Source organism: Streptomyces sp. NPDC048481, assembly GCF_043200075.1.
Taxonomy (GTDB): domain Bacteria; phylum Actinomycetota; class Actinomycetes; order Streptomycetales; family Streptomycetaceae; genus Streptomyces.
Window position 1 is genome coordinate 168,117 of the sequence record NZ_JBICXC010000002.1, and the last position, 11,483, is coordinate 179,599.

An 11,483-nucleotide genomic window follows, 5' to 3' on the forward strand; every position below is an offset into this window, starting at 1 on the left:
TGAACTCACGGCTGAACCCATGGACCTCAGACTCCACCAGTGCTTCGTCGCCGTCGACGACCACGACAAGGCCCTGCACTTCTACGTCGAGGTGCTCGGTCTCCAAGTCCGCAACGACGTCTCCTACGAGGGCATGCGGTGGGTGACCGTGGGCTCGCCGCTCCAGCCCGACGTCGACATCGTGCTGGAGCCGCCGGGCGCCAACCCGGACTTCTCCCCTGCCGACCGGGAGGCGATGGCCCGGCTGCTCGCCAAGGGCGTGCTGCGCGGCGTCATCTTCACCACCGCCGACTGCGACGCGCTGCACGCGCGCGTGCGGGAGGCCGGCGTCGAGGTGCTCCAGGAGCCGACGGACCAGCCCTACGGGGTGCGCGACTGCGCGTTCCGGGACCCGGCCGGGAACATGCTGCGGTTCCTGGAGCGCAGGGCATGAGCCGACCGGTCCGCTGGACCTACGCCTTCGTGGACCGGCCCGCCGCGCACCTCGACCGGGCCGGCGCGTTCTGGACGGCGGTAACGGACACCCGGCTGTCCGCGTTCCGGGGCGAGCGGGAGGAGTTCGTCACCCTGCTGCCGGACGGCGCGGACGCCTGCGTGAAACTCCAGGGCGTCGCGGACGGCGACGGCGGCGCGCATCTCGACTTCGCCGTCGAGGACGTGCCCGGTTTCGTCGAGGAGGCCCGCGCGCTCGGCGCGGAGCCGGTCGCCCTGCACGACGGCTGGGCCGTGCTGCGTTCCCCGGCCGGGCACGCGTTCTGCGCGGTGCCGTGGCTCGGGGAGGCCGTACGGCCCCCTGTGGTGGCCGGCAGCCGCGTCGACCAGGTGTGCCTGGACGTGCCGCCGTCGGCGTTCGAAGCCGAAACAGCCTTCTGGACCGCGCTGCTGCCCGACTGGCCGGCCCGGGCGGGATCCCGGCCCGAGTTCCATGTGGTCGAGCAGCCCGCCGGACTGCCGATCCGCATCCTGCTCCAGCGGCTCGACGACGAGCCGGCCGGCGGTGACGGCGCCGGCGGTGCGGGCGCGGGTCAGGTCTCCGCCCATCTCGACCTCGCCTGCGGCGCGGACGTGGACGCGGTGCGCGCACGCCACGAACGGCTGGGCGCGCGGCTGGTGGCCCGTCACCCGCACTGGACGGTGCTGCGCGACCCGGCGGGCGGCCTGTACTGCCTGACCGGCCGCGACGCGCAGACCGGCGGACTGCCCCGGACGGGTTCCTGACCTGCCCCTCGCGGCCCGCGGCGCGCGGTCACGAGGACCGGGCGGCGGGAGCGCCGGGCCCCTCTTCCGACGTGGCGGAGCGCTCGGGGCCGGCCGGATGTCCCGGACCGCTGTCGTCGCCGGGCGCGGCGAGGTGGGGCTGGGGGCCCGCCTCCACGTACGCCTCGCAGTCGGGGTTGTGGCACGGTCCCGCCGCCCAGCGCGGCACCCACGCGCCCAGCGTCTTGTGCCGCCGGACGACGGACTGCACGGGCTCCCCGCAGGCGGAACAGACGCGTTGTTCCCTGTCCATGTCCTCAGAGTAGGGCGACCCCAGCCGAACCGCTCCCGGTCGTACGCCACCGGCCTCCCACCGCACGGCCCCCTCCCCCGGCAGGACCAAAGCCCGCTGGGGGGCCGGTGCCCAACGGCCGCCGTCGGCCGACTCCGGGACGGCCGCCTGCCCTGGCAGGCCAGGACAGGTGGCCTGGGCAGGCGGCCTGGGCAGACGCATGGACCCGCCGATGCCCCGGTCGGCCGAGCGCCACGGGTGGGGCGGGCCGGGGCACCACCCACCTGCCCGCCGCACCCCTGAACGGGCCGCGGGCGGGTGGGCCTATGTGGTGCGGCGGGTGACGAACTCGGCCAGACAGAGCAGGCCGCCCGCCGACTCGGGGTCCGGCACCGCACGGGCCAGCTCCTGCATGGCGCGGGCCATCCGGTCGGCCGCCTGCTCCTGCGCCCACGCGCGGCCGCCCGCCCGCTCGACGGCCAGCGTCGTGCGGTCCAGGTCGGCCGGGTCGTAGGGCGCCGCGTACAGCGCGGCGAGTTCGCCGGCCGCCGGGGTGGCCGAGGTCAGGGCGGCGACCACCGGCAGGGACTTCTTGCGGGCGGCGAGATCCGCGCCGGCCGGTTTGCCGGTGTGCCGCGGATCCCCCCATATCCCGATGACGTCGTCGATGAGCTGGAAGGCGAGCCCGGCCTCCCGGCCGAACGCGTCCAGCGCTTCGACGTCCCGTTCGGCCGCTCCCGCGTACAGCGCGCCGACCGCGCAGGCGCAGCCGAGCAGCGCGCCCGTCTTGGCCTCGGCCATGACGAGCACCTCGTCGAGGGTGACGCCGGCGGGGCCGCGTCTCTCCATGGAGGTGTCCGCCTGCTGGCCGGCGCACAGTTCGACCACGCACGCCGCGAGCCTGGCCGCGGCCGGCCGGGAGGCGGGGTGCGGATCCGCGGCGAGCAGGCCGAGGGCGAGGGCCTGGAGGGCGTCCCCGGCGAGGATCGCGTCGGCGTCGCCGAACACGGTCCACGCGGTGGGGCGGTGGCGTCGGGTGCTGTCCCGGTCCATCACGTCGTCGTGGAGCAGCGTGAAGTTGTGGACCAGTTCGACCGCGGCGGCGGCCGGCACCGCCGCCGCACGGGCCTGCGGGCCGCCGAGCGCCGCGGCCGCGGCGAGCACCAGCGCCGGCCGGATCGCCTTGCCGGCGTTGTCCGCGGCCGGGGTGCCGTCCGCGTGTTCCCAGCCGAAGTGGTAGAGCGCGACCCGGCGCATCGAGGCGGGCAGCGAGTCGAGCGCCGCCCGCAGCGCCGGGTCGACGGACGCCCTGGACCGCTCCAGGAGCGCCGCCGCCTCGTGCCCGTCGGCCGTCCCCGCGTGGCCCTCGCCCCGGTCGCCGACGGACGTCCGCCTTTCCCGCGTTCCGCCCCGCTGCCGCCTGACGGCGGAGGTCACCGCCAGCGGCCGATCTCGACGTTCTCCAGGACGCCCAGCGCGTCCGGCACCAGGACGGCGGCCGAGTAGTAGGCCGTGACCAGATACTTGATGATGGCCTGTTCGTTGATGCCCATGAACCGCACGGACAGGCTCGGCTCGATCTCGTCCGGGATGCCCGACTGGCGCAGGCCGATGACGCCCTGGTCCTGTTCGCCGAGGCGCAGCGCGATGATGGAGCTGGTCCGCGCCTCGGAGACGGGGATCTTGTTGCAGGGGTAGATCGGCACCCCGCGCCAGGTGGGGATGCGGTTGCCGCCGACGTCGATCGTCTCGGGCACGAGGCCGCGCTTGTTGAGCTCGCGGCCGATCGCGGAGATGGCGCGCGGGTGGGCGAGGAGCATCTTGGTGCCGCGCCGCCTGCTGAGCAGCTCGTCCAGGTCGTCCGGACTGGGCACGCCGTCGTGCGGCTGGAGCCGCTGGTCGTACTCGCAGTTGTGCAGGAGACCGAACTCCCGGTTGTTGACCAGCTCGTGCTCCTGGCGCTCCTTGAGCGCCTCGACCGTCAGCCGCAACTGCTGCTCGGTCTGGTTCATGGGCTGGTTGTAGAGGTCGGCGACGCGCGAGTGGATGCGCAGGACGGTCTGGGCGATGCTCAGCTCGTACTCGCGGGGCCTGGCGTCGTAGTCGACGAACGTGTGCGGGATGTCCGGCTCGCCGGCGTGGCCGGCCGCGAGGTCGACCTCCTTCTCGCCGTACTTGTTGGTGCGCTGCTCGGGGATCGTGCGCAGTTGCTGGAGGTGTTCGCGCAGGGAGTCGGCGCGCTCGGCGACCTGCTCGACGTCCTGGCGGGCCAGGATCAGCACCGTGCAGGCCGTGTCCGCGCGGGCGGTGTACTCCCAGATGGCGTCCGCGTCGAGCAGCGCCTGGTCGCCGAAGTAGGCGCCGTCGGCGAGGACTCCGAGCACCTGGTCGTCGCCGTAGGGGCCGGTTCCGACCTTCTCCACGCGGCCGTGCGCCAGCAGGTAGACCTCGTCGGTCTGGCTGCCGAAGGAGGCGATGACCTCGCCGGGACCGAACTCCCGCTGCCGGCAGCGCTGGGACAGCTCCCCGAGCACCTCCTCGTCCTCGTAGGAGCGCAGCGCGGGCAGTTCGCCCAGTTCGGCCGGGATGACCTCGACCCGGTCGCCGGTCTTGACGAACGTGATGCGGCCGTCGCCGACCGCGTACGTCAGACGCCTGTTGACCCGGTACGTGCCGCCCTGCACATCGACCCAGGGCAGATTCCGCAGCAGCCAGCGGGAGCTGATCTCCTGCATCTGCGGTGCGGACTTGGTCGTGGTGGCCAGGTTCCGCGCGGCCGCGGTGCCGAGACTCTGCTGCGGCTTGCCCGACTCCGAGCGGACCTCTTCGCCTACCGACATGAGAAATTGCCCTCCCGATTCATGCACGGGCGCCGAACTGCGCCGGTGCACTGTTCACGCGGCCAGCCTTTCATCACGTTGCGTGCTCGTGGTATTACACGAAAGAGCGGGAATGGATCATCGCGGGCCAGGGAAGCGGCGCGTCCCGCGCCGAACGGTGTTCGACAATGGGCAGGTGACCGACCTGCGCCCGAGCCTGCCCTCCCCGCTCCAGGAGGTCGCCGACGACCGGTTCGCCCGGCACGGCGTACGGCTGCTGCTCAAGCGGGACGACCTGATCCATCCGGAGCTGATCGGCAACAAGTGGCGCAAGCTCGTCCCCAATCTGGAGCGGGCGGCCGGGCGGACGCTGGTGACGTTCGGCGGCGCCTACTCCAACCATCTGCGGGCCACGGCCGCGGCGGGCCGTCTGCTGGGGCTGCCGACGGTGGGCGTGGTACGCGGCGACGAGCTGGCCGGGCGGCCCCTGAACCCCTCGCTGGCCCGCTGCGCCGCCGACGGCATGCGGCTGCGCTTCGTGGACCGCTCGCTCTACCGGCGCAAGGGCGAGGCGCAGGCGCTGCGGGAGATCCTGGGCGCGGCGGGCGCCGAGGGCGCGTACGTCGTGCCCGAGGGGGGCAGCAACGCGGCGGCGGTGCGCGGCTGCCGGGCGCTCGGGGAGGAGCTGCGCGGGCGGGCCGACGTGGTCGCGCTGGCCTGCGGCACCGGCGGCACGCTCGCGGGGCTGGCCGCCGGTCTCGCGCCCGGCCAGCGGGCTCTGGGGATACCGGTGCTCAAGGGGGGATTCCTGGGGGCGGCGATACTCGCTCTCCAGGAGGAGGCGTTCGGTGGCCGCCGGGGCGAGTGGCGGCTCGACGAGCGGTTCCACTTCGGGGGGTACGCGCGGGTCACCCCGGAGCTGGAGGACTTCGCGGCGGACTTCGAGCGCCGGCACGGCGTGGCCGTCGAACGTCTCTATGTCGCCAAGTCGCTCTTCGCTCTCGCCGTCCTGGCCGAGGAGGGCGCCTTCCCGCGCGGGACCCGCCTGGCCGCGGTGGTGACGGGCGCGCCCTTCTCCGGGTGAGGCCTCAGGTCGCCTCCCGGTAGGCCGCCGCCTCCTCCAGGTCCAGCCTGCGCAGCAGGGTGCGCAGCATCTCGTCGTCGATGTAGCGGCCGTCGCGCAGGCGGACGAACATCTCGCGCTCGGCGCTGATCATCTCGCGCGACAGCCGCCGGTAGGTGTCGTCGACGGTCTCGCCGGTGACCGGGTTGACCTGGCCCAGGCGTTCCCAGACGGCGTTGCGGCGGCGCTCCAGGACGTCGCGGAGCCGGTCGGCGAGGGGCGGGGGGAGGGCGTTGCGCTCGTCGGAGAGCAGGTCGTCGAGGCGTTGTTCGGCGACCCTGGAGGCCTGCGCCTGGGCGTTGGCCTCGGCGAGCGTCGCGGCCTGGGGGTCCGCGTCGGGGAACTTGAGCAGCCGGATCAGCGGGGGCAGGGTCAGGCCCTGGAGCACGAGGGTGCCGATGACGGTGGTGAAGGTGAGGAAGAGGATGAGGTTGCGGTGCGGGAAGGGCGCGTCGCCGTCGTCCACGGTGAGCGGGATGGAGAAGGCGATGGCGAGCGAGACCACGCCCCGCATGCCGGCCCAGGCGATGACGACGGGCCCCCGCCAGGTGGGGTTCTCCTCCCGCGCGCGGATGCGGGAGGACACGAGCCGTGGCAGGAAGGTCGCCGGGTACACCCACAGGAAGCGGGCCGCGACGACCACGAGGAACAGCACGACGGCGTACCAGGCGGCCTCCGGGCCCTCGTAGGCGCCGAGTCCCTTGAGGACGACCGGGAGCTGGAGACCGATCAGCGCGAAGACGGCGGATTCCAGCACGAAGGCGACCATCTTCCACACCGCCTCCTCCTGGAGCCGGGTGGCGAAGTCGACCTCCCACGCGCGGTGGCCGAGGTAGAGGGCGACGACGACCACGGCGATGACGCCGGAGGCGTGGAACTGCTCGGCGGCCGCGTACGCGACGAAGGGGATCAGCAGGGAGAGTGTGTTCTGAAGGAGGGGTTCCCTCAGGTGGGTGCGCAGCCAGTGCAGGGGGGCCATGAGGATCAGGCCGACGGCGGTCCCGCCGACCGCCGCCACCAGGAACTCCTCGATGCCGCCGGCCCAGGAGGCGCCTTCGCCGACGACGACCGCGAGGGCCACCTTGTAGGCGGTGATCGCGGTGGCGTCGTTGAGCAGCGACTCGCCCTGGAGGATGGTGGTGATCCGGGAGGGCAGGCCGACCCGGCGGGCCACGGCGGTGGCCGCGACCGCGTCCGGCGGCGCGACCACCGCGCCCAGCACCAGGGCGGCCGTCAGCGGCAGCCCGGGGACGAGGAGGTAGGCGGCCCAGCCGACGGCGACGGTCGCGAAGAGCACGTAGCCGACGGACAGCAGCGCCACCGGCCGCAGCTGGGCGCGCAGGTCGAGATAGGAGCTGTCGCTGGCCGAGGTGTACAGCAGCGGCGGCAGCAGCAGGGGCAGCACGACGTCGGGGTCCAGGGTGTAGTCCGGCACGCCGGGCACGTAGGAGACGGCCAGGCCGACCGCCACCAGCAGCAGCGGCGCGGGCACCGGGGTGCGCCGGGCCGCCGCGGCGATCGCCGCACTGCCGGCCACCAGCAACAGCAGTGGCATCACGTCCATGTCCCGGCCCGCCCTCTTTTTCCGCGCGGTCGTCCGCACGCCCGTCGTAATCTGGCAATCATGAAACAGTGCACCCACGCCGACGCGCTGCCCGACCCCGAGCCCGTCCCGCTGGGCGAGACATGTCCGGAGTGCCTGAGGGACGGCACCCACCCGGTGCAACTGCGACTGTGCCTGACGTGCGGCCATGTCGGCTGCTGCGACTCCTCGCCGAACCGGCACGCCACCGCGCACCACAAGGACTCCGGCCACCCGGTGATGCGGACGTTCGAACCCGGTGAGAACTGGCGCTGGTGCTTCGTCGACCACGTCCTCGTGTGAGGCGTCCCGGCAGGTCGCGGGTCCCGTGGGCGGCCTGTTTCCGGTCTCCCGCCGCGGGCGGCGCGGCCCGGTGCGAACTTTCGGGGCGGTGCGGGCGTTGAACCCATGAGACGCCCCGGCCGTCCGGCGGGTACGGTTCGACCATCTGACGCCTGGGTACGTCAACCCGGCGCGCCCTCTTCCCATTTGGGTCCGCAGACCTCTAGACACGGAGCGTGTTCACAGCTTTACTGTGAGTGACGCCAGGGGGTTGGGGTCCGGGGACAGGAGCCGTGAGAGCGCGATAGCGTCACCGCTGCACCACACACGCGTTACCCGGGGGGCGACCCCCGGCCCCGAAAAGCTTGTACCACCTTGGAGGTGAGGGTGTCCCAGATCGCAGGCGAGCCCGCGACCCAGGACTTCGTGGAAGTCCGGCTGCCGGCTGCGGGTGCCTACCTGTCGGTGCTGCGGACGGCCACGGCCGGCCTCGCGGCCCGTTTGGACTTCACCCTGGACGAGATCGAGGACCTGCGCATCGCGGTGGACGAGGCCTGCGCGATCCTGCTCCAGCAGGCCGTGCCCGGCTCGGTGCTCAGTTGCGTGTTCCGTCTCGTCGACGACTCGCTCGAGGTCACCGTCTCGGCCCCGACCACGGACGGTCACGCCCCCTCGCGTGACACCTTCGCCTGGACCGTCCTGTCCGCCCTGGCGGGCAAGGTGTCCTCCGCAGTCGACGAGGACAGGACCGTGTCGATCAGCCTCTACAAACAACGCGGCGCGGGACCCGGGCCGGCGTGAGGAACGGGGACGGGCCGGTGCGGGACGAAGAGCGCGGCACACGGGGGCTGCCGGCCGGCGACGCCGGGACGCCACTGCCTCCGGACGGTTCCCGACGCATGGCCGACGGCATCGACGGCATTCCCGAGCAGGCCCGGCCGCATCCGGAGGACGACCCGGCCTCCGCGCAGGCGGGTCGGCCGGACGCGGCCGTGCAGGACTCGCCCCGGGAGAGGCGGACGGGGGGCTCGCCCCCCGGCCGGGCAGAGGCGAGGGCTCGACACAGGGCGACGGGCGGGACGATGAGCGAGCACGAGCGAGACGGCGAACACAGCGCGCCGGGCACACAGCACGAACCACCGGCACCGGTATCGGCGCCCACGCCGCCCGCGTCCGCGCCGGCGCCCCAGGCGCATGTGCCGGCCGACCGCAGCGGGGCGCGGGCGATGTTCGTGGAACTGCGCAAGCTGCAGGACGGCAGCCCCGAGTACGCGGAGATGCGCAACCAGCTGGTCCGCATGCATCTGCCGCTGGTCGAGCATCTCGCGCGCCGGTTCCGCAACCGCGGCGAGCCGCTGGACGACCTGACCCAGGTCGCCACGATCGGTCTCATCAAGTCCGTCGACCGCTTCGACCCGGAGCGCGGCGTGGAGTTCTCCACGTACGCGACCCCGACGGTGGTCGGCGAGATCAAGCGGCACTTCCGGGACAAGGGCTGGGCGGTGCGGGTGCCGCGCAGGCTCCAGGAGCTGCGGCTGGCGCTGACGACGGCGACGGCCGAGCTGTCGCAGCAGCACGGCCGCTCCCCCACGGTCCACGAGCTCGCCGAGAAGCTGGCCATCTCGGAGGAGGAGGTCCTGGAGGGCCTGGAGTCCGCCAACGCGTACTCCACGCTGTCCCTGGACGTCCCGGACACCGACGACGAGTCGCCGGCGGTGGCCGACACGCTCGGCGCGGAGGACGAGGCGCTGGAGGGCGTCGAGTACCGGGAGTCCCTCAAGCCGCTGCTGGAGGACCTCCCGCCCCGCGAGAAGCGGATCCTGCTGCTGAGGTTCTTCGGCAACATGACCCAGTCGCAGATCGCGCAGGAGGTCGGCATCTCGCAGATGCACGTCTCCCGGCTGCTGGCGCGCACGCTCGCGCAGCTGCGGGAGAAGCTCCTCGTCGAGGAGTAGAGGGACGCAGGAGCGGAGCGGCGGGCCGCGCGGGCCGTTACGGTGTGCGGCCGGGTCCCCGGATCCCGAGGGCCCTGGTCGTCTCCCGGTTGACCAGCAGCACCAGCGCGGCGACGGCCACGGCCATCAGGGCGATGCCGGCCGGGATGGCCATGCTGTCGGCCTGGAGCAGGTTGTAGGCGACCGGCACCGCCATGACCTGGGTGATGACGGCGGGCCCCCGGCTCCAGCCGCGCAGGGCCATCAGCCCGCGGGCGGCGAGCAGGGGCAGCAGCGCCAGCACCATCAGGGTGATTGCGCCGGTGACGGCCTGCTGACGGTCGTCCGGGTCGCCGGTGAGGCCGAGGACGAGCATCCACACCCCGCCCGCGACGAGCGCCAGCCCCTCCAGCGCGCACAGGGCGGCGGCATACGTCACCCGGCGCGGGCGGGACGCTGCGGTTTCGGGGGCGGCGGGGGTCTGCTCACTGCTCACCCCTGAAGGGTAGCCCGCACCCCCGGACCGGCCGCGGACCGCGGGCTCGGCGCACGCCGCGCCTCGTGTCGAGGCTCACCCCGTGATCTCTTACCCGATCCCCACCTCGGCCTGTGCCCGGTACCACCCAGTAGGTACGCTGCAACTCATGCGTGCACTTCTCGTGGTCAATCCGGCGGCAACCACCACCAGTGCCCGCACGCGCGACGTCCTCATCCACGCCCTCGCGAGCGAGATGAAGCTGGAGGCGGTCACCACCGAGTACCGCGGGCACGCGCGCGATCTGGGCCGGCAGGCCGCGGAGAGCGGCAATGTCGACCTGGTGGTGGCCCTGGGCGGCGACGGCACGGTGAACGAGGTCGTCAACGGTCTGCTGCACGCCGGGCCCGATCCGGCGCTGCCGGGTCTCGCCGTGGTCCCGGGCGGCTCCACCAACGTCTTCGCGCGCGCCCTGGATCTGCCCAACCATCCGGTGGAGGCCACGGGCGCCCTGCTGGACGCGCTGCGCGAGGGCCGCGAGCGCACCGTCGGCCTCGGGCTCGCGGCGGGCACGCCCGGCACGGAGGACGAGGCGGTGCCGTCGCGCTGGTTCACCTTCAACGCCGGCCTCGGTTTCGACGCCGGAGTGGTGGGCCGGGTGGAGCAGCAGCGCGAGCGCGGCAGGAAATCCACGCACGCTCTCTATATCCGCCAGGCGGTGCGTCAGTTGTTGGGCGAATCACAGCGCCGGCACGGAACCATCACCCTGGAACGGCCGGACGCCGACCCGGTGACCGATTTGGTGCTGTCCATAGTCTGCAACACGGCTCCGTGGACCTATCTGGGCAATCGCCCGGTGTACGCGTCGCCTAAGGCCTCGTTCGATACCGGGCTCGACGTACTCGGTCTCAGCCGTCTGTCGACCGCCTCGGTTGCCCGATATGGCACCCAGTTGCTCACTTCGTCCCCCGAGCGGGGACCGCACGGCAAGCATGCCGTCTCGCTGCACGACCTGGACCGGTTCACCTTGCATTCGAAGGTCCCGCTGCCCCTCCAGATGGACGGTGACCACCTGGGCCTGCGAACCAGCGTGACGTTCACAGGCGTACGCCGTGCACTGCGTGTGATTGTGTGAGCAGAAAGGGCTGAAGTCCTTTCACTCGAACGTTTAGGCCAGGATCCACCCCATGGAAGTACGGCTGTGACCTAGTCGACACCGAGGAATCAAAAAAAACTTTCCGGAAGGGGTTGTATCCGCCGCTGAGGTTTGCGAGTCTCTACGTGGCGATCGGGACAGCCCGCAACACCGGCATCCACTGATCACCGGAACCCCTCAACGAACTCCAGGACCACGCCAGGGAAACCCGGCTGGTGGCCCTTCATCTGTTGGGGGATTCGTGAAAGCGTTCACATTCACAAGCACCCCGCATGTAATACCAAGGAGAGGTAGCAGCCATGGACTGGCGTCACAACGCCGTTTGCCGCGAGGAAGACCCCGAGCTCTTCTTCCCCATCGGCAACACCGGTCCTGCGCTGCTGCAGATCGAGGAAGCCAAGGCCGTCTGCCGTCGCTGCCCGGTTATGGAGCAGTGTCTGCAGTGGGCGCTCGAGTCCGGCCAGGACTCCGGCGTCTGGGGTGGCCTCAGCGAGGACGAGCGTCGCGCGATGAAGCGCCGCGCCGCCCGCAACCGGGCCCGTCAGGCCTCCGCCTGACGACACCCGCCCCGCAAGCCTGAGCTTGGCGGCGCGTGTGCCTGCCGACATCACCTCGTCGGCAGC

At 72.5% G+C, this 11,483-nt stretch carries 13 protein-coding genes; 8 read left to right on the forward strand and 5 right to left on the reverse strand.

Features of this window, described 5'->3' with window-relative positions:
* Positions 1-19: 19 nt before the first annotated feature.
* Positions 20-433 carry a VOC family protein gene (locus tag ACGFSH_RS07030; protein WP_393346931.1) on the forward strand — a complete coding sequence of 138 codons (414 nt, stop codon included), beginning with the start codon at positions 20-22 and terminating at the stop codon, positions 431-433.
* Positions 430-1,218 carry a VOC family protein gene (locus ACGFSH_RS07035; RefSeq protein ID WP_393345764.1) on the forward strand — a complete coding sequence of 263 codons (789 nt, stop codon included), beginning with the start codon at positions 430-432 and terminating at the stop codon, positions 1,216-1,218. The genes ACGFSH_RS07030 and ACGFSH_RS07035 overlap by 4 nt, the downstream gene beginning before the upstream one ends.
* Before the next feature lie 28 nt (positions 1,219-1,246).
* Here ACGFSH_RS07035 and ACGFSH_RS07040 read toward each other — a convergent pair whose 3' ends face one another.
* From ACGFSH_RS07040 to ACGFSH_RS07050, 3 genes are all read right to left on the reverse strand, one after another.
* A complete protein-coding gene (locus ACGFSH_RS07040; protein ID WP_393345766.1) occupies positions 1,247-1,510 on the reverse strand; it encodes a hypothetical protein in 264 nt (87 codons plus the stop codon).
* Positions 1,511-1,813: 303 nt separating this feature from the next.
* Positions 1,814-2,926, reverse strand: coding sequence for a family 2 encapsulin nanocompartment cargo protein polyprenyl transferase (locus ACGFSH_RS07045; RefSeq protein ID WP_393345768.1), 1,113 nt, complete (start codon positions 2,924-2,926; stop codon positions 1,814-1,816).
* Entirely contained in the window at positions 2,923-4,329 is a 1,407-nt protein-coding gene (locus ACGFSH_RS07050; RefSeq protein WP_393345770.1) for a family 2B encapsulin nanocompartment shell protein, read from the reverse strand. The genes ACGFSH_RS07045 and ACGFSH_RS07050 overlap by 4 nt, the downstream gene beginning before the upstream one ends.
* Before the next feature lie 175 nt (positions 4,330-4,504).
* On the opposite strand from ACGFSH_RS07050, the gene ACGFSH_RS07055 reads away from it, so the two are divergent.
* On the forward strand, positions 4,505-5,392 hold the full coding sequence (locus ACGFSH_RS07055) for a 1-aminocyclopropane-1-carboxylate deaminase/D-cysteine desulfhydrase (protein WP_393345772.1): 888 nt from the start codon (positions 4,505-4,507) through the stop codon (positions 5,390-5,392).
* A gap of 4 nt (positions 5,393-5,396) precedes the next feature.
* Here the strand turns inward: ACGFSH_RS07055 and ACGFSH_RS07060 are convergent, their stop codons facing one another.
* Positions 5,397-6,995: a Na+/H+ antiporter gene (locus ACGFSH_RS07060; protein WP_393345774.1), complete on the reverse strand. Its 1,599-nt coding sequence runs from the start codon at positions 6,993-6,995 to the stop codon at positions 5,397-5,399.
* A gap of 60 nt (positions 6,996-7,055) precedes the next feature.
* Here ACGFSH_RS07060 and ACGFSH_RS07065 point away from each other — a divergent pair, with 60 nt between their 5' ends.
* The 3 genes from ACGFSH_RS07065 to ACGFSH_RS07075 all read left to right on the forward strand — a co-directional run bounded on the left by ACGFSH_RS07065 (position 7,056) and on the right by ACGFSH_RS07075 (position 9,250).
* Positions 7,056-7,316, forward strand: coding sequence for a UBP-type zinc finger domain-containing protein (locus ACGFSH_RS07065; RefSeq protein WP_393345776.1), 261 nt, complete (start codon positions 7,056-7,058; stop codon positions 7,314-7,316).
* A gap of 366 nt (positions 7,317-7,682) precedes the next feature.
* Positions 7,683-8,096, forward strand: a complete 414-nt coding sequence (locus ACGFSH_RS07070) for an anti-sigma factor (protein WP_006136266.1) — start codon at positions 7,683-7,685, stop codon at positions 8,094-8,096.
* Positions 8,097-8,113: 17 nt separating this feature from the next.
* A complete protein-coding gene (locus ACGFSH_RS07075) occupies positions 8,114-9,250 on the forward strand; it encodes an RNA polymerase sigma factor SigF (RefSeq protein WP_393345779.1) in 1,137 nt (378 codons plus the stop codon).
* A gap of 37 nt (positions 9,251-9,287) precedes the next feature.
* On the opposite strand, the gene ACGFSH_RS07080 is transcribed toward ACGFSH_RS07075, so the two are convergent.
* Positions 9,288-9,725, reverse strand: coding sequence for a hypothetical protein (locus ACGFSH_RS07080; protein WP_393345781.1), 438 nt, complete (start codon positions 9,723-9,725; stop codon positions 9,288-9,290).
* A 148-nt stretch (positions 9,726-9,873) separates the two neighbouring features.
* On the opposite strand from ACGFSH_RS07080, the gene ACGFSH_RS07085 reads away from it, so the two are divergent.
* Together ACGFSH_RS07085 and ACGFSH_RS07090 are read left to right on the forward strand one after the other, a co-directional pair.
* Positions 9,874-10,839 carry a diacylglycerol/lipid kinase family protein gene (locus tag ACGFSH_RS07085; RefSeq protein WP_393345783.1) on the forward strand — a complete coding sequence of 322 codons (966 nt, stop codon included), beginning with the start codon at positions 9,874-9,876 and terminating at the stop codon, positions 10,837-10,839.
* Between the two features lie 320 nt (positions 10,840-11,159).
* Positions 11,160-11,417, forward strand: a complete 258-nt coding sequence (locus ACGFSH_RS07090; protein WP_016639615.1) for a WhiB family transcriptional regulator — start codon at positions 11,160-11,162, stop codon at positions 11,415-11,417.
* Positions 11,418-11,483: the final 66 nt, after the last annotated feature.

Excerpts from the sequence above, each read along its gene's own strand:
- ACGFSH_RS07030 (WP_393346931.1), top strand. The coding sequence starts at position 20 with ATGGACCTCAGACTCCACCAGTGCTTCGTCGCCGTCGACGACCACGAC.
- ACGFSH_RS07035 (WP_393345764.1), top strand. The coding sequence starts at position 430 with ATGAGCCGACCGGTCCGCTGGACCTACGCCTTCGTGGACCGGCCCGCC.
- ACGFSH_RS07040 (WP_393345766.1), bottom strand. The coding sequence starts at position 1,510 with ATGGACAGGGAACAACGCGTCTGTTCCGCCTGCGGGGAGCCCGTGCAG.
- ACGFSH_RS07050 (WP_393345770.1), bottom strand. The coding sequence starts at position 4,329 with ATGTCGGTAGGCGAAGAGGTCCGCTCGGAGTCGGGCAAGCCGCAGCAG.
- ACGFSH_RS07060 (WP_393345774.1), bottom strand. The coding sequence starts at position 6,995 with ATGGACGTGATGCCACTGCTGTTGCTGGTGGCCGGCAGTGCGGCGATC.
- ACGFSH_RS07065 (WP_393345776.1), top strand. The coding sequence starts at position 7,056 with ATGAAACAGTGCACCCACGCCGACGCGCTGCCCGACCCCGAGCCCGTC.
- ACGFSH_RS07085 (WP_393345783.1), top strand. The coding sequence starts at position 9,874 with ATGCGTGCACTTCTCGTGGTCAATCCGGCGGCAACCACCACCAGTGCC.
- ACGFSH_RS07090 (WP_016639615.1), top strand. The coding sequence starts at position 11,160 with ATGGACTGGCGTCACAACGCCGTTTGCCGCGAGGAAGACCCCGAGCTC.